At 36.1% G+C, this 19,329-nt stretch carries 23 protein-coding genes; 10 read left to right on the top strand and 13 right to left on the bottom strand.

The annotated features are described in order from the left end of the window. Positions 1-93 precede the first annotated feature (93 nt). Positions 94-909, bottom strand: a complete 816-nt coding sequence (locus EG344_RS03610; RefSeq protein ID WP_123908347.1) for a T9SS type A sorting domain-containing protein — start codon at positions 907-909, stop codon at positions 94-96. Between the two features lie 94 nt (positions 910-1,003). On the opposite strand from EG344_RS03610, the gene EG344_RS03605 reads away from it, so the two are divergent. The 9 genes from EG344_RS03605 to EG344_RS03565 all read left to right on the top strand — a co-directional run bounded on the left by EG344_RS03605 (position 1,004) and on the right by EG344_RS03565 (position 10,547). Then, positions 1,004-3,118, top strand: a complete 2,115-nt coding sequence (locus EG344_RS03605; RefSeq protein ID WP_123908345.1) for a TonB-dependent receptor plug domain-containing protein — start codon at positions 1,004-1,006, stop codon at positions 3,116-3,118. 12 nt (positions 3,119-3,130) lie between these two features. Beyond that, complete coding sequence (locus tag EG344_RS03600) at positions 3,131-4,264, top strand: HmuY family protein (protein ID WP_123908344.1); 1,134 nt, start codon at positions 3,131-3,133, stop codon at positions 4,262-4,264. 21 nt (positions 4,265-4,285) lie between these two features. After that, positions 4,286-5,164: a hemin ABC transporter substrate-binding protein gene (locus EG344_RS03595; RefSeq protein ID WP_123908342.1), complete on the top strand. Its 879-nt coding sequence runs from the start codon at positions 4,286-4,288 to the stop codon at positions 5,162-5,164. Then, positions 5,148-6,188: a FecCD family ABC transporter permease gene (locus EG344_RS03590; protein WP_123908341.1), complete on the top strand. Its 1,041-nt coding sequence runs from the start codon at positions 5,148-5,150 to the stop codon at positions 6,186-6,188. The genes EG344_RS03595 and EG344_RS03590 overlap by 17 nt, the downstream gene beginning before the upstream one ends. Then, positions 6,188-6,961 (top strand): heme ABC transporter ATP-binding protein, encoded by a 774-nt coding sequence (locus EG344_RS03585; RefSeq protein ID WP_123908339.1) that lies wholly within the window; start codon positions 6,188-6,190, stop codon positions 6,959-6,961. Before EG344_RS03590 ends, EG344_RS03585 begins: the two co-directional genes overlap by 1 nt. Positions 6,962-6,963: 2 nt before the next feature. Further along, the gene (locus EG344_RS03580; protein WP_123908337.1) at positions 6,964-7,614 is read left to right on the top strand and encodes a class I SAM-dependent methyltransferase; all 651 of its coding nucleotides are present in this window, start codon (positions 6,964-6,966) and stop codon (positions 7,612-7,614) included. A 4-nt stretch (positions 7,615-7,618) separates the two neighbouring features. Continuing rightward, a complete protein-coding gene (locus EG344_RS03575; RefSeq protein ID WP_123908336.1) occupies positions 7,619-8,650 on the top strand; it encodes a hemin-degrading factor in 1,032 nt (343 codons plus the stop codon). Positions 8,651-8,787: 137 nt separating this feature from the next. Next, positions 8,788-9,660 (top strand): ChaN family lipoprotein, encoded by an 873-nt coding sequence (locus tag EG344_RS03570; RefSeq protein WP_123908334.1) that lies wholly within the window; start codon positions 8,788-8,790, stop codon positions 9,658-9,660. Positions 9,661-9,917: 257 nt separating this feature from the next. Then, entirely contained in the window at positions 9,918-10,547 is a 630-nt protein-coding gene (locus EG344_RS03565) for a peptide deformylase (protein WP_123908332.1), read from the top strand. 63 nt (positions 10,548-10,610) lie between these two features. On the opposite strand, the gene EG344_RS03560 is transcribed toward EG344_RS03565, so the two are convergent. The 6 genes from EG344_RS03560 to EG344_RS03545 all read right to left on the bottom strand — a co-directional run bounded on the left by EG344_RS03560 (position 10,611) and on the right by EG344_RS03545 (position 13,446). Next, positions 10,611-11,501, bottom strand: coding sequence for a chitinase (locus EG344_RS03560; RefSeq protein WP_123908330.1), 891 nt, complete (start codon positions 11,499-11,501; stop codon positions 10,611-10,613). 3 nt (positions 11,502-11,504) lie between these two features. After that, complete coding sequence (locus tag EG344_RS23750; RefSeq protein WP_164464380.1) at positions 11,505-11,672, bottom strand: hypothetical protein; 168 nt, start codon at positions 11,670-11,672, stop codon at positions 11,505-11,507. 63 nt (positions 11,673-11,735) lie between these two features. Next, on the bottom strand, positions 11,736-11,885 hold the full coding sequence (locus EG344_RS23745; protein WP_164464379.1) for a hypothetical protein: 150 nt from the start codon (positions 11,883-11,885) through the stop codon (positions 11,736-11,738). Positions 11,886-11,922: 37 nt separating this feature from the next. After that, entirely contained in the window at positions 11,923-12,348 is a 426-nt protein-coding gene (locus tag EG344_RS03555; RefSeq protein ID WP_123860063.1) for an organic hydroperoxide resistance protein, read from the bottom strand. Next, positions 12,349-12,783: a MarR family winged helix-turn-helix transcriptional regulator gene (locus EG344_RS03550; protein ID WP_123908329.1), complete on the bottom strand. Its 435-nt coding sequence runs from the start codon at positions 12,781-12,783 to the stop codon at positions 12,349-12,351. 30 nt (positions 12,784-12,813) lie between these two features. Continuing rightward, positions 12,814-13,446, bottom strand: coding sequence for an NAD(P)H-dependent oxidoreductase (locus tag EG344_RS03545; protein WP_123860067.1), 633 nt, complete (start codon positions 13,444-13,446; stop codon positions 12,814-12,816). Positions 13,447-13,690: 244 nt separating this feature from the next. Between EG344_RS03545 and EG344_RS03540 the strand changes: the two genes are divergently transcribed. Further along, positions 13,691-14,446: an SDR family oxidoreductase gene (locus tag EG344_RS03540; RefSeq protein ID WP_123908327.1), complete on the top strand. Its 756-nt coding sequence runs from the start codon at positions 13,691-13,693 to the stop codon at positions 14,444-14,446. A 23-nt stretch (positions 14,447-14,469) separates the two neighbouring features. Here the strand turns inward: EG344_RS03540 and EG344_RS03535 are convergent, their stop codons facing one another. From EG344_RS03535 to EG344_RS03510, 6 genes are all read right to left on the bottom strand, one after another. Next, entirely contained in the window at positions 14,470-14,781 is a 312-nt protein-coding gene (locus EG344_RS03535; RefSeq protein WP_123908325.1) for a hypothetical protein, read from the bottom strand. Positions 14,782-14,849: 68 nt separating this feature from the next. After that, positions 14,850-15,809, bottom strand: a complete 960-nt coding sequence (locus EG344_RS03530) for a protein-glutamine glutaminase (protein WP_123908323.1) — start codon at positions 15,807-15,809, stop codon at positions 14,850-14,852. Positions 15,810-16,015: 206 nt separating this feature from the next. Continuing rightward, positions 16,016-16,744: a lipoyl(octanoyl) transferase LipB gene (gene lipB / locus EG344_RS03525; RefSeq protein ID WP_123860075.1), complete on the bottom strand. Its 729-nt coding sequence runs from the start codon at positions 16,742-16,744 to the stop codon at positions 16,016-16,018. A 31-nt stretch (positions 16,745-16,775) separates the two neighbouring features. Next, complete coding sequence (trpA, locus tag EG344_RS03520) at positions 16,776-17,510, bottom strand: tryptophan synthase subunit alpha (RefSeq protein WP_123908322.1); 735 nt, start codon at positions 17,508-17,510, stop codon at positions 16,776-16,778. Positions 17,511-17,588: 78 nt separating this feature from the next. Further along, positions 17,589-18,767, bottom strand: a complete 1,179-nt coding sequence (gene trpB / locus EG344_RS03515) for a tryptophan synthase subunit beta (RefSeq protein WP_123908320.1) — start codon at positions 18,765-18,767, stop codon at positions 17,589-17,591. 4 nt (positions 18,768-18,771) lie between these two features. After that, a complete protein-coding gene (locus EG344_RS03510) occupies positions 18,772-19,317 on the bottom strand; it encodes a GNAT family N-acetyltransferase (RefSeq protein WP_123908318.1) in 546 nt (181 codons plus the stop codon). Positions 19,318-19,329: the final 12 nt, after the last annotated feature.

Raw genomic sequence — 19,329 nt, 5'->3', positions numbered from 1 at the left:
TTTTATTAGAATGATCTTAGAACTTGGCTATAAAAAAGCCGAAAGGAATGATCCCTCCGGCTTTATTAAAGGCAAATAATAGTCTGATAAACCTTATTTTTTGATGAATTTTGATTGGATGGTTTTTCCTTCAGCAGTTTCAATAGCGATGAAGTAAACCCCGGTCTGAAGTCCATTGATATTAAATCTTAGTCCGTTCAGTTTTCCTTCTGCTACTTTTAACCCAGCAGAAGAATAGATCTGGATGTTTTTAGGATCTTTTTTCGCTACAAAGTCAAGGGTCATATTATCTTCATTAACAAAGAACTTAACTTCATTTTGGGCAACTGCCTTGTCATTAACTGCCAAAGAACCTGTTGTATCATAGACAACATCATCAATTTGTACAGCTACGTGCATCGCTGAAGGTGTAAATTTAAACACAAGATATGACGATGTAGATGCTGGTATAGGTACATTTATATTCAGAATCGTTCCAATTGCAGATACTGTAATAGGATTTCCAACAGGAACAAAAGTTGACATATCTGTAGGATTAGAAGCTAATCCTATCTGAATAGTTCCAGGACCAGGGGATGGAGATACCAAAGTTGTTGTAAACTTCAGTGTTTTGTCTCCTGCAGGAGCCTGGATCTGTGGAGAAATTAAATAAGATGGATTTGTAGGGTTTGTTCCTGAATATGATTGAACAACTCTGTTGGAACTAGTGTTCGTTACGATCATTCTTGGTGGAACTGGGAATGGGGCTTCATTCATAACCAGTGGGGCTACCACGGTAGACCAGCCAAACTGAGGGAAAGTGGTGTTTCCCGCAGTGAAGTTATCGAAGTTTTCGTTGATAGTTGATACTTGTGCCTTAGCGGTAAAGGCTGTAAGTATCAATGCTCCTAAAAGTAATTTTAGTTTCATGCTGTTATATTTATTTAGAATTATTACACAAAAGTATATATTTATTTTTAATCATTCTAAATAAAGTTTTATATTTGTCGAAATTTTTACCCTTATGAAGAAGAAGGTGCTTTCCGTTCTGTCATTATCCATTGTTTTTTGGATGAATGCACAAGAAAAGGATTCTCTTAATCAAAAGAAAATAGAAGAAGTTGTCATTACAGGGCAATTTACACAACGATCCATTAACAAATCTATATATAAGGTTGAAGTAATAGATGCTGAACAGATCAAAAACATGGCGGCAACCAATGTAGCTGATGTTTTAAATCAAAGTCTTAACATTCAAATCACTCCGGATACCCGTTCAGGAAATTCTACAGCCACTATGATGGGATTGGATGGAAGCTATGTTAAAGTTCTTATTGACAATATTCCGGTCGTAGGAGATACAGGTTTAGGAAGTAATATAGACCTTACCAAACTGTCATTGAATAATATCGAAAGAATCGAGATTGTCAAGGGAAGCATGGGGGTAGAATATGGAAATGGAGCACTTGCCGGGGTGATCAATATTATTACTAAGAAAGGCAGCTCAAAAAAGATCAGTGTAAGAGCTTCTGCTCAGGAAGAGACCGTAAGAAACAACTATGATATCAAGAAAAAAGGAAATGGAAGGCATATCCAGAATATAAATATTGATTATAATATTGATAATAACTGGTTTGCGAATATCAACTTCAACCATAATCAGTTTATGGGCTATGAAGGAAATAAAATGGGCTATAAATATCTAGAAACTGATCTTAAAAGAGGATATGAATGGAATCCTAAAGATCAATATGATGCCTCTGCTTTGATTCGATATTCAAAAAATAAAACTTCCTTCTATTATAAACTTTCGTATTTGAATGAAGGATTCAATTTCTACAATCCTGAAGTGAATGTAGAGTCACTTAATGACGGAAACGGTGGGGCTTTGTATCGAAGTATGGACAGAAAATATAATACCAACCGATGGATTCACCAGTTTAATATTCAGACAAACCTGGGGCATATTCAGTATATGGGAGATTTTTCTTACCAAAACCAGGATAGAAAGTTTCAGGATTATAATTATGATATTCCAAACAGATCTATTCTCAATAAAGAAGAAGAGCTGTCTTACTATAAAACAAATGTAATCTATTCAAGAGGGATGTTCAGTAATTTCCTTGATAATAAAACTTTCGACTTTCAATTGGGGTATGAATTAGATTATACGGATGGTTATGCTTCATTAATTGCCGGTAAATTTTTTACTAAAGCTATCAACAGAACTCTTTTTACCTACTCAAACTTTATTTCGGGAGAATGGAATATTTCTGATAAGTTCTCTGTAAGACCAGGTGCAAGGCTTTCAGTAAGTGAAAAATTCAATAATCAGTTTAATTATTCCCTTTCTGCAAGATATAAAATTTCTGAGAATTCAAACTTGAGATTAGTGGCTGGTACAGCAAACCGTTTTCCTACTTATGAAGAGCTTTATACATATTTTGTAAATCTTAATCATGACATTCAAGGAAATCCTGACCTGAATCCGGAAAAAGGTTTCTCTACAGGAGCATTTTGGGATCAGAGTTTTACAACAGGAAATGATTGGAAGATTGCCTATAGTGTCAGTGGTTTATATCTGGATGTAAGGGATAAGATAGAAATGCTTCTTATCAAAGAACCTTCTACTTACCAGTTTAGAAATATGGATAAATATAGAAATATGTTATTCTCAGCAAATGTTGATTTCAAAAAGGACCAATTGGCACTTTCCCTGAGAAGTGCTTTAGGGGGAACTTCGGTATCCATGAACTCAATGTATCATACTTCACCTACAGATTATCAGTACCAGGTACAGGCAGGGGCCACAGTTAACTATAAACTGAAAAATCCGGGAACTTCATTTGCCCTTTACTATAAATATACAGGTCCTGGAAGGATTTATGTATTTGAAAATGAAACGAGTGGATTTAAGCTTGGAAGAACAGATGGTTTTCATATGATGGACTTTATTGTAAGCCAGCCGTTCTGGAAAGATCATCTGGAGCTTTCAGCTGGAGTGAAAAATATCTTTGATGTTACCAGTATTAATTCTACAGCGATGAAGGCTGATGCTCATGCTACAACAGCTCCTACAGGTATTGTGAATTTATATTATGGCAGAAGCTATTTTGCCAGATTAACGTTTCAATTTTAAATAAAAGTTACTATGAAGTATTTAAAAATATTTTCGATTCTTTCTGTAATGCTAGCGGCACAGTCTTGTATTTCTGCCGATGAAGACAAAGTTCCTGCGCCCCCTATTACCGGTTCTTCGGTGAATGTACCTGTGGGAGGAGCTACTGAGCCCAATCAGGTGTGGATTGATCTGAGTGATATGGTTAAGGAAGAAAAAGAGCCTAGAAAAACTATTAATAAACGAACGGATTGGGACTTAGGATTTTATACAGGCGATGATTTCAGGGTAATTATGAACGGGTCTCTTGCCATGACGGTCATTAAAATACCTAATGCTAAAGATATCAGCAAGGTAAAAGAATCAGATGTAACCAACTTAAAAGATATTGCGCAGGTTGGAACATTTGATGCTGAAAATATGAAGTATGTAGATAATCCAAATGGTCAATTCCTGACTCAAACTTCTGGAATTGAACCGATCAAAGAAAATGATGCGGATAATCCTGTTTATTTAATTAATTTAGGAAGAGAAATTCCTCCTGCCACTAATATTGGAGCGGGTTCTGTCTCATTATCAGGTGAGCCGAGAGGATGGAAGAAAGTCCAGATTCTAAGGGCTACTAACGGCTACAAAATTCGTTATGCAGATCTTAATGCCGGAAGCGATGGGATTAGAGAGTATATCATAACAAAAGACCCTGAGTATAACTTTGCTTTTTTCAATCTTAAAACAGGAACTCCTGCAAAGATTCAGCCTAAGAAAAAAAGCTGGGATTTAGCCTTTACTACATTTACTAATGAAGTATTTATGAGTCCAGGGAACAGCGCAGGTAGTTACTTTTATGCAGACTTTGTAACTATTAATAGCCTAGATGGAGTGAAAGCATATCAAGTAAATGTTACAGGAAATCTTGAACAAGCGTATGCCGCATTTAAATTAAAGGATGTGGACAATAATAAGTTTATTTTAAACGATCACAGAGCGATTGGAGATAAATGGAGAACAACTACCGGGACAGCAGATAATCCTGTTCCATTTGTATATTCAGATCGTTTCTTTATTCTGAAAGACCCAAACGGTTTTTATTTTAAACTGAAATTCACTTCTATGAAGAATTTAAAAGGAGAGCGTGGCTTTACATCTTTCGCATTCGATCCATTATAATAAATCAAATAATAGTATATCATGAAGAAATTTATCCTTGCAGCTTCTGTTCTTGTAGCAGTATATTCTTGCAAAAAAGAAGAAGGTGCTCAAAAAGAAAATACAACGGAAGCGACTTCTGAAGCTCCAAAAAGCAACAATAAAATCGTCACCTTAAATGGTGGAATTACAGAAATTGTAAGTGCCTTAGGTCACGAAAAAGAAATTGTAGGAACAGACGTTACCAGTACGTATCCTGTAAGTTTAAAAGCTACAGCCAAAGATCTTGGACATGTAAGATCAATGACTATTGAGCCGATCATGGCAGTAAGTCCTACTTTAATTCTAGCTTCCGATAAAGATATCAACCCTGAATTGATGGGGAAAATCAAAGCTTCTGGCATTAAAACAGAGATCTTTAAGCAGGAATATACTGTTGATGGTACTAAAAAACTGATTGAAGATGTTGCAAAAGCCATTGGAAATACAGATTATAAGAAATTAACTGATAAAATTGATGCAGATTTGAAGCAGGTTCAGCCCTTAGCTAAAAAACCGAAAGTATTATTTATCTATGCTAGAGGAAATATGCTAATGGTAGCAGGTAAAAATACTCCAATGGCCTCTTTAATTAATCTGGCAGGAGGTGAAAATGCAGTGAATGAATTTGAAGATTTCAAACCATTAACTCCGGAAGCGGTTGTAAAAGCTAATCCTGATGTGCTTTTCTTTTTTGAAACAGGATTACAGGGAGCAGGTGGAAACGAAGGAGCATTGAAGATGCCGGGAGTTTCCCAGACCAATGCCGGAAAAAATAAGAAAATCATCGCAATGGATGGAGGGTTAGTTTCAGGTTTTGGACCGAGACTAGGAGAAGCAGCAGTTGGATTAAACAAACTTTTAATTGAAAACGCAAAGTAAACTATACTTTTACATGACAATAAGTACCATACTGCTTATTATTATAGCAGTATGGTCTATTAATACAGGGGTTTACGATTTTGGTGGTAAATCTGCATTTAACGTTTTAGGAAAAGTGATACAAGGAGATTCCAGTTTGTCATTGAGTGATAAATATGTAGTATGGGATGTAAGGGCAGCCAGAATTATTATGGCTGTTTTAATTGGAAGTATGTTGTCTGTTTCAGGAACAAGCCTTCAGGGATTATTCAAAAACCCTTTGGCAACAGGAGATTTAATAGGTCTTACCTCAGGTGCGACCCTATTGGCTGCCATTGCCATTGTTTTAGGAGGACATTTTAAAGAATATCTTCCTGAAGCCGTACAATTTTCGCTGGTAGGAATTTCTGCTTTCATAGGATCTTTTTTATCCATGATGCTGGTATACAGAATTTCAACAAGCGGCGGAAAAACCAATGTGGTTATGATGCTGTTGACCGGTGTTGCTATTACAGCAATAGGATTTTCTATTACTGGTTTCTTAATATATGTATCAAAAGATGAACAGCTTAGAGATTTGACATTTTGGAATTTGGGAAGTTTAGCTGCAGCAACATGGACGAAGAATATTATTCTTGGCATTGTCATGATGGGAGCCTATATTATTTTACTGCCTAAAGGAAAAGCTTTGAATGCCATGATGCTGGGAGAGAAAGATGCGCAGCATTTAGGAATCAATGTAGAAAGGCTGAAGAAGCAGATCATTATTATTGTTGCATTGATGGTGGGAAGTTGTGTTGCATTTTCAGGAACCATTGGCTTTGTAGGTCTTATCGTACCTTATATCTTAAGACTTTTGTTCAAATCCAATTATACTTTTATCCTGCCTTTGTCTGCCGTATTTGGAAGTATTTTGCTTCTGACAGCAGATACCTTCAGCAGAAGTATTGTAGAACCTTCAGAATTACCGATCGGGATTTTGACCGCTTTAATGGGGGGACCTATTTTTATCGCTATTTTGGTTAAATTTAAAAAATCACTGTAATGATCAAAGCACATCAAATTAACTATAAACATAAAGAGTTCTGTATTCTGGATGGGGTAGATGTCTCATTGGATTACGGAGAATTTTTAGCCATTGTAGGTCCTAATGGAGCTGGAAAATCAAGTCTTTTAAGTGTTTTGGCTCATGAAGTGAAATCTGAGAAACGAAAAGTATTATTTAAAGATAAACCTATTGAAGACTGGAATGTAAAAGAACTTTCTATGCATAAAGCAAAGTTTTCACAGCATAACAGTAATGATATTCCTCTTGAAGTAAAAGATGTAGTCATGATGGGAAGGTATCCTTATTTTGATGCACAGCCCGGAAAAGAGGATCTTGAAGCCATGAATAATAAGATGTATGAAACAGATATTTTTCATCTGAAAGAAAGAGAATATAACTCTCTTTCAGGAGGAGAAAAACAACGGGTGCATCTTTCAAGAGTAATGGCGCAGCTGGAAAATAATATTGCCCACAAATTGGTTTTTCTGGATGAACCTCTGAATAATCTGGATGTAAAACATCAATATAAGGCACTGGAAATTATCAAAAATTTCACCAAAAAAACAAACAGTGCGATTGTTGTTCTTCATGACCTGAATCTAGCCGCTCAATTTGCGGATAAAATTTTATTAATGAAATCAGGACAGGTTTCAGCTTATGGAACACCACAGGAAGTTTTTACAGCAGAAAATATCAGCCATGCTTATAACTTTCCATGTACCATCTGTGAACACCCTGTTACGAATAACCCAATGATCATTTTCGGATAACCATGGAAAAAGAAGAATTAAAAATCCTCGCAGAGAATCTTGCCAATCCTCAGGGAGAAAAAGGCGTAGAGATCGGTGAAATGATGAATGCCACTAACATCGGTATGACGTTAGAAAGTATCAGAACCCTTTTGATAGAAGACGATGAAAGAATCCTTGAAATAGGACATGGAAATGCAGATCACGTAAAAAGTATTCTCAATCTGGCCAAAGGGCTGAAATACACGGGTATCGATATTTCTGAAACCATGCATCTTGAAGCCAAAAGACTGAATCAGAAGTTTGAAGATCAGGCAGATTTTGTTCTGTATGAAGGGGAAATACTTCCTTTTGCAGATGAGACTTTTGATAAAATATTTACTGTAAATACTGTTTATTTCTGGGAAAATCCGGTTGGTTTTTTAAATGAAATCTGCAGAGTTTTAAAGGATAACGGGACTTTTGTTCTGACTTTCGGACAAAGAGATTTTATGGAGAAACTGCCCTTTACAGCCTATAATTTCACTCTTTATAATAATGATGATATGGAAGAACTGGTTTCAAAAAGTCATTTCAAAAGAATGAAAACTTCAGAAAGAGAAGAAGAAATAAAAAGCAAAACAGGAAACGAAACAATACAAAGAATCTATACAATTTTAACTATAAAAAAATAAAATAATGAGCATATTAGTGAATGATTTAAAGGAAAAATGGGAAGCTCTGAAAGCAGAAAATCCACATATAAGAATAAGAAATGCTGCAGCACAGTTTGGCGTAAGTGAAGCTGAATTACTGGCAACAGGGATTGGAGAAGGAGTAACTGTATTAAACCCTGATTTTCCGGGAATTCTTACAGAAGCAGAGAAATTAGGAAAAGTAATGGCTCTTACCCGCAATGATGAATGTGTTCATGAAAGAAAAGGAATTTACCAAAACGGAGACTTCAGCAGCCCGCATGCTCAGCTTTTCGTAGGAGAGGATATTGATCTTAGAATTTTCCTTAACCACTGGAAATTTGCATTTGCAGTAGTGGAAGGAGACAAAAAAAGCCTTCAGTTCTTTGGAAAAGACGGGTTGGCATTGCATAAGATTTATTTAACTAAAAATAGTGATGAAGCTGCCTTCGATGTTATCGTTGAAAAATTCAAAGCAGAGGATCAGAGCCAAGCTTTCACATTTGAGGCAGTAGCTCCGAAACAGGCAGAAAAACCGGATACAGAAATTGATGTTGAAGGATTTAAAAAGGCATGGACAGGATTAAAAGATACTCACGATTTCTTTATGATGACCAGAAAGTTTGGGGTAAGCAGAACTCAGGCTTTAAGATTGGCTCCGGAAGGCTTTACTCAGAAAATTGATAACTCAAAAGTAGTTAACATCCTTGAAGAAGCTTCAGAAAAGGGTACACCAATTATGGTTTTCGTTGGAAACAGAGGAATTATCCAGATTCATACCGGAAACGTAAAGAAAACCCTTTGGCATCAGCAGTGGTTCAATGTAATGGACCCTGATTTTAACCTACACTTAGATGTAACGAAAATTGCAGAAGCATGGATCGTGAAAAAACCGACTGAAGACGGAGAAGTTACAGCGATTGAAGTATTCAATAAAGAAGGAGACTTTATCGTTCAGTTCTTTGGAAAAAGAAAACCTGGAATTCCTGAACTTCAGGAATGGAAAGATCTTGTAGCAACTCTTGAACAACAATAATAATTAGATGATTTTAAGAGAGGCCGTTTTGTTTGTAAAATTCAAGGCGGTCTTTTTCTTTTAGATTTTGGGAAGCATGATAAAAAGCCCCAAATATTATGTAATTTGTCATTAAATTAAAATACTAAAGATAAAAAATGAAGAATCTTTTAATAGCGGTTTTGCTGGCGGGTTTCTGTTCACTTAAGGCACAGAACTTTAAAGCATATCAGTTCTATGACCAAAAAGGTAAAGAAATAAAAACGGATAAATTGGTGAAGGAATTGGCAGATTATGATGTAGTTTTCTTTGGTGAAAATCATAACAGTTCTATCAATCACTGGCTTCAGCTTAAAATAACAGAAGCTTTATTTGAAAAGAAAAACGGACAGCTTATTCTGGGTGCTGAAATGTTTGAAAGAGACAATCAGGCTCAGCTGAATCAGTATCTGAGTGGAAAATTTGATGCTAAAACATTGAAAGATTCTGCCCGCCTTTGGAATAATTATGCAACAGATTATAAACCGTTGGTTGATTTTGCTAAAAATAAAAAAATTAATTTCATAGCAACCAATATTCCGAGAAGATATGCCTCACAAACGGCAAAAGAAGGAATTGAATCTTTGAATAAGCTAAGCGATAAAGAAAAAACATATATTGCTCAATTACCCATCAAGGTAACCTTAGATACTCCGGGATATCCGGAAATGAAAGCCATGATGGGGGATCATGCGGAAGGAACTAAAGTAATGAACTTTATTTCAGCGCAGGCTACAAAGGATGCTACCATGGCTGAGTCTATTCTGAAAAATATCCAGTCAGGAAAGACGTTTATTCATTATAACGGTAATTATCACAGCAAGGAATTTGGCGGTACCTATTGGTATATCAAACAGAAAAATCCAAACTTAAAAATGGCGGTGATTTCTGTTTTTGAATCAGAAAATCCTGAACTGAAGGTTCCTTCAAAGGATTATATTCCAACAGAATTTAATCTGATTATTCCGAGTGATATGACGAAGACTTTTTAATTTTGTTTCCCGCAAATCACACAGATTACGCAGATTTTTAAATAATCAGAACAATATCAAATTCAATAGGAACGGGCTTTAGCCCGTTCTTCTTTTATATAAAAATCCAATGGCTTTAGCCAAAACCTAATCACCCATAAAATCAAAGCTTCAACAGTAATTTCCAGCCTCCCTCTTTCAGCTTCCTATTCTAAAACTCCAAAACAATGATCCATTTTCAACAGACAATCTCTACCTTTGCATCACATTCAATTTGTATGAAAAAACTATCTATTCTATTGATACTTTTTGCAGGAGTATGTAATGCTCAAAAATTCACTTCAGATGAAATTTCCCTAATCAATAAAGGGGATGTAAATGCGGCATTACCAATTTATCAGACTACAGACGCTCATCAGCATAAAACCTTGTTGAATCTCTCCTCAGAAATCAACCCAACTGATCCTAATACGGCTGTTCTCGTGAAAAGGATGAAGGAATCTCTTCTTTCAACTGATGGTGGAGTAGGTATTGCGGCTCCGCAAGTAGGGATCAACAGAAAAGTGATTTGGGTACAACGTTTTGATAAAGAAGGAACCCCTTTGGAATATTTCATCAATCCGGTGATTGTATGGAGATCTGATCTGCAAAATCTTGGACCCGAAGGAGATTTGTCAATTCCTGATTTCAGAGATCAGTTTTACAGAAGTAAAGTCATTCAATTCGAATATGTGGATTTGAAAGGACAAAAATATTCAGAAATCGTAGAAGGATTCACCGCTGTTATCTTGCAACACGAAATAGATCACCTTTTCGGAATCTTGATCTCTGACAAAAAAGAAAAAGAGAAAAATGATTCCTATAAAAAGGTAGATGCCTATCAGAAAAGTGATTTGAATAAGAGATAGATTCCAGATAATATAATAAATTCTATAAAAAAGGCTACAAGCATTATGTTATAGTCTTTTTTCTTAATTGCCAAATGGCTTTTGCGTACTGCAGCTGATGTTTTTTCCGGGATCCACTCCAAAATATTGACAAAAATAGCGGTAGTATTCATAGCGGTATTGTGTTTTGGGCTGTGTGGTAGATTGCCCACATTCAATACCACCATTGATAATATTTACTGTAGTTCCAAAACCGGGAATTCTTCCGTTTTCTTTGTCTTTTTCTGTAGGCAGCCATTTTCCGGTCATCACTTCATGACAAGAGGGCTTAGGAAATTGGGGAGTCATCCAGAACCAGATGGCAGAGGCAAAAGATAAAACATTGTTTTCAGCCAGAAGTCCGGGATTTTTTAAAAGTATATTTTTATCACCAAACCAAGCTTCACTAAATTGTCCGTAGTTGTAATTCCAACTCAGCTGCTTAGGACCACGGCCGTAATAAGCCTGTCCTGCTACCGGCGGATAGTTAACCTTAGAAGGATCAGAATAATTATTTCCATTTCCCTTATTGTTTTCTTCGATAAAATAAAGTCCCCACTTATAATAGCCTCCCGGAGCATCATCCCAGCCGCCACTTGTTTCCTGAGCGATATTGGCCAGAAATGCAGCGAGCTCTCTCTTCTGATCCTCCTGTGTTCCTTCATTCAGAAAATGAGGGAAGTGGGCAGCTGCTTTTATAAATGCCTGATAAGAATAAAAATCCTGGTGATTCCTGTTTTTTCCCTGGATATTATTCCTGTTGGGGAATAATAGATTCCAGGTTTTAGCATCTATAAGTTGGTTAATATGCGTTGCTGCTTTAGTATCATTAATCTGTTGCAAAGGGGTGTCATTCTGCCGGGATTGGGCACAAGACCGGCTGTAAGAAGTCAAAAAAAGACCTAAAGAAATTATTATGAATGGTAATGTTTTCATTATTTATTTGTATTCGATACTTTTCTGATATCTTAAAACAAAATCTTCACCATTTTCATAATCCAGCGGATTCACGAATGAAATAATTCCTGTATTGGACTGTAAAACATCTTTAAGTTTATTGAAATATTCTTTTCCTGTTTCCAGACTTGCATCCAGAGTTAAGCTCATAATTAGTTTATCATCATTAGTAATATTGGCTCCAATCATTATTCTATAAGGATTATTATGAGATTAATTCCAATAAAAGGTTTGATCCAGTCCTTTATTTTCAATAAAATAGTTTACCATTTCATCTTCGGTGGTAAATACATACTCTTCATATCTGTGTTCATCTGAGAAAATCTGTGGTAAAAAATAAAAATGAGCTGTTTTGAATTTCAAAACAGCTCATTTCAAATATAATTATAAAAAAATTGGATTAATCATTGTTGGTTACAGAAAGCTTAACCTCAATATTGTTTCTTGTTGCATTAGAATAAGGGCAGATCTGGTGAGCTTTCTCTGTTAAAGACTGAGCTTCTTCGATAGAAACTCCCGGAATGTTTACATCCAGTTCCACAGCCAATCCGAAACCTCCGTTTTCAATCTGACCGATGCTTACCTGAGCAGTCACAGTTGTTTCACCAGTTGTTACTTTACCTAAGCTGATTACTCTGTTCAAAGCACTGTCGAAGCAAGCAGAATATCCCGCTGCGAAAAGCATTTCAGGATTAGAGAAGTCATCATTGGCTCCTCCTAGTGCTTTTGGCATTTTTACTTCAAGATCCAAGACTCCGTTTTCACTTTTTACATGGCCATTTCTTCCACCTGTAGCAGTAACTTTTGTTGTATATAACGTTTTCATTTATTTTTCGATTTTGTTTAATATTTTTAAAACTGTTTCTTTAAGCTCCAACAGTTCTTCAGGCTGTATCCCGATTTTTTCCTGGATCTTACCCGGAATTTCGCAGGCCTTTTTCTGAAGCTGTTTTCCGGCTTCATCTAAAAATACTTCAACAACTCTTTCGTCTTCTTTTTTTCGTTTTCTTGTAATAAACCCTTTTGCTTCCAGCCTTTTGAGAAGTGGAGTTAATGTTCCGCTGTCCAGAAACAGTTTTTCTCCGATATGGCTTACCGTAAGTCCGTCACCATTCCATAATACCATCATGACCAGGTATTGCGGGTAAGTGATGTCCAGCTCATCAAGAAAAGGTCGGTACAATCCTGTGATTTCCTTAGCAATTACATATAACGGGAAACAGATCTGGTTTTCTAATTTGGGTGTATTTGAATGTTCCATAAGATTGAATACGAAAGATTCGTGAAGGTATTACTTTTTAATGATAAATTCATCCATTGGAATACGGACTTTTTTCATAGAAGACAGCCAGTCATTGGCTTCGTCACGGTATCCAAGATATAAAAGGCTTACACTTTTCAAGCCTAATTCTTTTAATCCCAATACTTCATCTACTACTGCATTACTGAATCCTTCTGCCGGAGTACTGTCGATTTTAAGTTCAGCAGCCTGTGCAAGAGCAATTCCTAAAGCAATATAAGTCTGGCGGGCTGTGTGAGCAAAATGTTGTTCAGGAGTTTGTGCTCCATACATCTCTTTGATCTTATCTGTATAGCTTCCAAAACGTCCTCTCGGAAGATCTCTTACATCAGTATGATGGTCATATACTTTGTCGATTTTATCATTAGAATAGCTATCCCATGCAGCAAAAACCAATACATGAGAAGAATCTCTCATCACTTCAGGGTTTAAAGCACCGGCAACCATTTTATCTTTTAATTCCTGATTTTCTACTACGATAATACGGAAAGGCTGTAGCCCTGATGAAGTAGGAGCCAGTCTTGCTGCTTCAAGAATCGTATTTAAATCTTCGTTTGATACTTTTTTAGTCGGGTCATAAGCTTTTACGGCGTGTCTCCAGTTTAAGTTTTCTATTAATGACATTTTCTTTTATTTTAAATTAAACTATTTGTCAATTGTTGAGTTCCAAATTTACTTTGTGTTGAATTAACTATGCAAATATATAGACAATTAAATTGTGTGCAATTTAATTTTGAAAGATTTTATTGATGACTATTATTTATTTTATAAAATGGATAGAAATAGATTTATGTTTTTCCGCATGTTTCGGATTTTTTACCATGATAAGTATTCCAATCTTTGTCACACAATTTTAAACTAAAAAACGATGCAGAGATTTAAAAACAAAACAGCAATTATTACTGGTGGAACTAATGGGATGGGCTTAGCAACGGCTCAAAAATTCCTGGAAGAAGGTGGTAAAGTTATCATCACCGGGCGAAGTGAAGAAACGGTTAATAATGCTTTGAAGAAGTTAGGGGAAAATGCTTTCGGAATTATATCCAATGCAGGAAATATGATAGACTTGTTAAAATTACAGGAAGAGGTAAGAAAATATACTCAACAAGTAGATGTTATTTTTGCCAATGCAGGCTATGGAAAGTTTGCACCCGTTGAAAGTGTAAATGAAAGCCATTTTGATGAACTCTTTAATGTATTGGTAAAAGGACCCTTTTTCACAGTTCAGCAGTTGTTACCATTGATGAAAACAGGAAGTTCAGTTATTTTTAATACTTCTGTGGCTACAGAGATTGCTATGAATAGCTTTTCAGTATATTCTGCAGCAAAATCAGCCGTACAGTCGTTCATTAAAACATTTGCGGTAGAACTTACAGAACGTGGAATTCGTGTGAATGGAGTAAGCCCGGGGCATATCAAAACCAATATTTTTAACAATACAGGGTTGGCTCCTGAACAAATTGATGCTGCAGTTCAGGATATTATTCCTACCATCCCTTTCAAAAGACAGGGTGATCCTGATGAAATTGCCAGTGCAGTTCTGTTCCTTGCTTCAGAAGACGCATCTTATATTCATGGTGCAGAGATCAAGGTAGATGCCGGAATTTCTGTAATAAGGGCATAGGTAGAAGAAAATGAAGAAAAAAATTATTTCACCTCATTGATCTCTTTGACCATATTGGTTTTACTTTCAACCCCTATATTATAGGTTTTACCTTTTTTAAAACTTAGATTAGCCTTTTCCATCAAGGTTTTATAATCAGAAGACTTTTTTGAAATATAAAAAACCTGAGCACTTATTCCAATAGCGATACGTACAACTTCTTCCGGCTTATCCGGGTCTTCAAGAATATTGTTGATGGTTGCATTATTATACCAGGTTAATTTCTGGGATTCAGGGTTGGAAGAACAGGATGTAATCATGGTAAACAGTAACAATAAATAGGTCCAGGCTTTCATAATAATAAAGTATTTGTAAAAAGCTCCTGCAATTTATCAATACATGCAGGAGCTTCTATAAAAGTGAGTTAGAATCCGCAATGTGCTGTACTAGGTACTGGAGCTGAACAGCCTGAAAGGGCTGAAAAAGCTGTTAATGTACAATTGGTATTGACCAGGTTGTTATCATATAATAAAGATCCTGATGGACTTCTGTAGTAAACATTTCCTGCTGTGTTAGTAAAAGATGAAACAGAAGTAGAACCACAAGTAGAGTTGGTGCATGCCGCTCTCCATGCAGTATCCGTGATAGGACCTGTTCCATTTAGAGAAGGGTCAATAATTCTTTTTTCAACCACTCCGGAAGCATTTTTAAAGCTTACAAGGATAGCCACGTGATACACCCATGATACACAACAAGTTCCGGTAGAAGCTCTTAAGTTTCCATAGACGAATTGCTTTTCACATTCATATCCGGCATTGTTTAAGATCTGTCTCATTTTGTGTGCTCTTGCATAGCAACCGTCTACAGGATATCTGAACGTAATACATGGAGAAGATGCTGTAGAAGTTCCACAAGATTGATTTTTGATCTGTGTAAATAAGCTGTTCAAAGTGGCCAGATCAGGAATAACACTGGCTAATTTTCTGGTTACCTGATTTCCTGCTTTTTCTTCTTTTGTTAAAGCAGATTTAAAGAAACGAATATCTTCCAGTGTTGGACTTTCTACCTTCGCAATTTCATTGGAATTGGCCTTAAGGAAAATATGAACCGGGGATTCATTTTTTACAGCCTCGCTAATCATAGAAATATAAGCCTCATTCTCCTTAGTATCTTTAATTTCATAAGGCTGGGCTGAAAGAATAAAGGAAACCTTATATTTTTCCCCTTCTTTATCTATCCCTACAGGAACAGTTCTTCCGAACTCTTTCATCGCAGTTTCTTTGGTCTGTGAATTCACAGCTTCCTGATTCGCATTGGAATCTGAACAGGAGTTGATGGACAGTACGGATACAAATACCATCATGGATAGCAAAAATTTTTTCATAGTTCTCATATTTTGGTGGTTAATGATTTTTAAGCTAAACAGTGTTTTCTTTATTCACTATTTAGTGATATTAAAATTATGAAAAATTTAAATATCTGCAAGTTTTTTTTGAAAAAAATAATTTATAATTCATTTTTGTGAATCATATTCATAAAAAATCCCTATGTATTGGCTACATAGGGATGATATCTTGTATGTTGTTAAAACTACTTATAAATCAGTTCTGCTTGAAATACATCCGCAAAATGCTTTCTGATTTTTGCTTTTACATCTTCCATTTCTTCCGGTGTCAATTCTCTTTCCAGTTCTCTTTTTAAAGAAGTAACCTGCTTATCCTTGATTCCGCATGGAACAATGTATTCAAAGTAACGCATATCTGTATTCACATTCAAAGCAAAGCCATGCAAAGTTACCCATCGGGAAGCTTTTACGCCCATTGCACACATCTTTCTGGCATAAGGTTTCCCAACATCCAGCCAAACACCGGTTTCTCCGGGAGAACGTTCTCCTTTCAATCCATATTCGGCAATCGTTCTGATGATAACCTCTTCAAGATTTCTCATATATAAATGAATATCTGTAAAGAAATTTTCAAGATCCAGAACAGGATAACCCACAATCTGACCATAGCCATGATAGGTGATGTCTCCGCCACGATTGGTTTTTACATAAGTGGCTTCTATTTCCTTCAGTTTATCAATTCCGGCCAGCATATTTTCTTCGTGTCCGCTTTTTCCCAATGTATACACATGCGGGTGTTCTACAAAAAGAAGGTGGTTCGGGGTGGTAATATGCTGTTCTGCAGGCAGGTCGCGGTTCTTTATTTTGGTATCAATAATACTCTTCATCAGCTGTTCCTGATAATCCCAGGCGGGCTGATATTCTTTAATACCTAAATCTTCAAATTCTACTGCTTTATTTTGATTTGTATTCATTTCAATTTTTGATATACAAATTTAGTGAATTTTAAGCTTTTATGGAATGGATAAAATCTATGGCATTCTTCTTCCAATCTTTATCCTGCAGCAACACATTCACAAAGGCTGTTCCAATGATTCCGCCATCTGCTTTTTCAGTTACATTTTCAAAATCTTCTTTTGATTTTATTCCGAAACCGATCATTACCGGATTCTTAAGAGGAAGATCCGATAATCGGGTCAGATAATTTTCATTCTTTAGAACAGTGTTTTCATTTCCTGTAGTGGAAGATGAGCTTACTGCATATAAGAATCCTGAGCTTAATGAATCCAGATATTGTATTCTTTCATCAGACGTTTCAGGGGTAACCAAAAAGGTGAAATTAAGGCCGTAGTTTTTCAGAATATGCTGATAGTTTTTCTCAAATTCAATAGGAGGGAGGTCAGGAAGAATAAGTCCTGAAACTCCGCTTTCTGAGCATTCTTTACAAAACTTTTCAAAACCAAAGCTCAGTACAGGATTGATGTATCCCATTAAGATGACGGGAACTTTTATTTTATCTTTTATGGTTTTTAATTGAGAAAAAAGTTTCTCAATAGTCATTCCGTTTTGTAAAGCCAGTTCGTGGGCTTTTTGAATCACAGGTCCATCGGCTACGGGATCAGAATAGGGCATACCGATCTCAATCATGTCTGCTCCGGAGTCCTGGATAAGTTGTATGATGTCAGCAGTATCTTCCAGTTCTGGGATTCCTGCGGTGAAGTATATATTTAGTTTTTTCATTTTTTTATTGTATTGATGTATTCATGCAAAATGTATTTATGATCTGGTTTGTCATATTACATGAATACTTTTTACATTTTACAAATTTTTAAGATAGGTCTCCATATCCTTATCTCCGCGCCCACTTAAGCAAATAACGACAATATCCTCTTCATTGAATTTTTTCTTGTCCAAAACTGCAAGAGCATGAGAACTTTCAAGAGCAGGAATAATTCCTTCCAGTTTGGTTAGTTCAAAAGCACATTTCAAGGCTTCATCATCATTAATACTGAAAAACTCAGCTCTTTTTTCCTTGAATAAATTCGCGTGAAAAGGTCCGATTCCAGGATAATCAAGCCCCGCAGAAATTGAATGAGGTTCAATGACCTGTCCATCTTCAGTTTGCATTACAAGGCTTTTGCTTCCATGAAGTACCCCCAGCGTTCCTAAGAAGGTCGTAGCTGCGGATTTCCCAGAGTCCACTCCATGACCTCCAGCTTCAGCAGCAATGATTTTTACTTCTTTTTCATCTACAAAATGGTAAAATGTTCCGGCAGCATTGCTTCCTCCACCTACACAAGCAATCACATAATCTGGATTTTCTCTCCCGATTTTTTCTTTAAGTTGCTCCTTAATCTCTTTTGAAATGATGCTTTGAAATCTTGCTACAAGATCCGGGAAAGGGTGAGGTCCTACCACACTTCCAATCACATAATGAGTCGTAACAGGATTATTGATCCAATCTCTTAGAGCTTCATTGACTGCATCTTTCAGTGTTTTTGATCCTGAAGTGGCTGCTATAACTTCTGCACCCAGCATTTTCATTCTGGCTACATTGGGCGCCTGTCTTTGGATATCAATTTCTCCCATATATACGATACACTCAAGACCAAGCAAGGCACAGGCTGTTGCTGTTGCTACACCATGTTGTCCGGCTCCGGTTTCTGCAATAATCCTTGTTTTTCCAAGGCGTTTTGCCAGAAGAACCTGTCCTAAAGCATTATTAATCTTGTGAGCTCCGGTATGGTTGAGATCTTCCCGTTTTAAGTAGATCTGTGTATTGTATTTGTTACTTAAGTTTTTAGCAAAATACAACGGAGTTGCCCTGCCTACATAATTTTTAAGCAAATCCTGGTATTCATTCTGAAAATCTTCCGACTCAATGATTTCAAGATAATTCTTTTGCAGTTCTTCTACATTCGGATAAAGCATTTCGGGGATAAAAGCTCCTCCAAATTCTCCATAATATCCATGTTCATCAGGGTTTTTATAATTCATTTCTTTATTCTTTAGTAATTAAATAAGCATTATTTTGTGGGCTCAATGTAGTGAGCTGTTCTTTTTCTTTTTGAGAGATATTAAATATTAAAATATCATCATCTTCCGAATTGATCCATTCCGAACCTGTATGTTCCTTAATAGCTTTTGCTTTATCATAAAGGATTTCAATACTGCATTTTTCATAAAACGGACGAAGGTCAGTATGGCAAAAACCTATGGTCTCCATCTTTCTTTGGGTAATATTTTCTTTAAAATATTTTAACAGCTTTGCTCCATATCCTTTTTTTTGATGGGCAGCAACCAATCCTACAACTTCTGCGAAAGGGTATTGTTCCCCGGAGATTTCCAGTGCAAAATCAAAATTAAGCCGGAGAACGGCCAGAATTTCAGAATGTAAATCCATCAGAAAATGAAACTCCGAATCTTTAAAAAAGGTGCGGAAATAGGCAGGTTTCATCGTGTTCCATGCAGAAACATCCCAGAGCGACAGAATATGTTCAATTTCTTTATCTGTTATTTCGTTGGCTTGTTTAATCTGATATTTCATAGTTTATTACAT

Source organism: Chryseobacterium sp. G0162 (assembly GCF_003815715.1).
Classification (GTDB): domain Bacteria; phylum Bacteroidota; class Bacteroidia; order Flavobacteriales; family Weeksellaceae; genus Chryseobacterium.
Note: the sequence above shows the minus strand (reverse complement) of the source record. Positions and strands in the feature narration are given on the sequence as shown.

Bases quoted from the DNA above. Each gene is read 5' to 3' on its own strand.
- EG344_RS03610 (WP_123908347.1), bottom strand. From the start codon at position 909: ATGAAACTAAAATTACTTTTAGGAGCATTGATACTTACAGCCTTTACC.
- EG344_RS03605 (WP_123908345.1), top strand. From the start codon at position 1,004: ATGAAGAAGAAGGTGCTTTCCGTTCTGTCATTATCCATTGTTTTTTGG.
- EG344_RS03600 (WP_123908344.1), top strand. From the start codon at position 3,131: ATGAAGTATTTAAAAATATTTTCGATTCTTTCTGTAATGCTAGCGGCA.
- EG344_RS03595 (WP_123908342.1), top strand. From the start codon at position 4,286: ATGAAGAAATTTATCCTTGCAGCTTCTGTTCTTGTAGCAGTATATTCT.
- EG344_RS03585 (WP_123908339.1), top strand. From the start codon at position 6,188: ATGATCAAAGCACATCAAATTAACTATAAACATAAAGAGTTCTGTATT.
- EG344_RS03580 (WP_123908337.1), top strand. From the start codon at position 6,964: ATGGAAAAAGAAGAATTAAAAATCCTCGCAGAGAATCTTGCCAATCCT.
- EG344_RS03575 (WP_123908336.1), top strand. From the start codon at position 7,619: ATGAGCATATTAGTGAATGATTTAAAGGAAAAATGGGAAGCTCTGAAA.
- EG344_RS03570 (WP_123908334.1), top strand. From the start codon at position 8,788: ATGAAGAATCTTTTAATAGCGGTTTTGCTGGCGGGTTTCTGTTCACTT.
- EG344_RS03565 (WP_123908332.1), top strand. From the start codon at position 9,918: ATGAAAAAACTATCTATTCTATTGATACTTTTTGCAGGAGTATGTAAT.
- EG344_RS03560 (WP_123908330.1), bottom strand. From the start codon at position 11,501: ATGAAAACATTACCATTCATAATAATTTCTTTAGGTCTTTTTTTGACT.
- EG344_RS23750 (WP_164464380.1), bottom strand. From the start codon at position 11,672: ATGAGCTTAACTCTGGATGCAAGTCTGGAAACAGGAAAAGAATATTTC.
- EG344_RS03555 (WP_123860063.1), bottom strand. From the start codon at position 12,348: ATGAAAACGTTATATACAACAAAAGTTACTGCTACAGGTGGAAGAAAT.
- EG344_RS03550 (WP_123908329.1), bottom strand. From the start codon at position 12,783: ATGGAACATTCAAATACACCCAAATTAGAAAACCAGATCTGTTTCCCG.
- EG344_RS03545 (WP_123860067.1), bottom strand. From the start codon at position 13,446: ATGTCATTAATAGAAAACTTAAACTGGAGACACGCCGTAAAAGCTTAT.
- EG344_RS03540 (WP_123908327.1), top strand. From the start codon at position 13,691: ATGCAGAGATTTAAAAACAAAACAGCAATTATTACTGGTGGAACTAAT.
- EG344_RS03535 (WP_123908325.1), bottom strand. From the start codon at position 14,781: ATGAAAGCCTGGACCTATTTATTGTTACTGTTTACCATGATTACATCC.
- EG344_RS03530 (WP_123908323.1), bottom strand. From the start codon at position 15,809: ATGAAAAAATTTTTGCTATCCATGATGGTATTTGTATCCGTACTGTCC.
- lipB (WP_123860075.1), bottom strand. From the start codon at position 16,744: ATGAATACAAATCAAAATAAAGCAGTAGAATTTGAAGATTTAGGTATT.
- trpA (WP_123908322.1), bottom strand. From the start codon at position 17,510: ATGAAAAAACTAAATATATACTTCACCGCAGGAATCCCAGAACTGGAA.
- trpB (WP_123908320.1), bottom strand. From the start codon at position 18,767: ATGAATTATAAAAACCCTGATGAACATGGATATTATGGAGAATTTGGA.
- EG344_RS03510 (WP_123908318.1), bottom strand. From the start codon at position 19,317: ATGAAATATCAGATTAAACAAGCCAACGAAATAACAGATAAAGAAATT.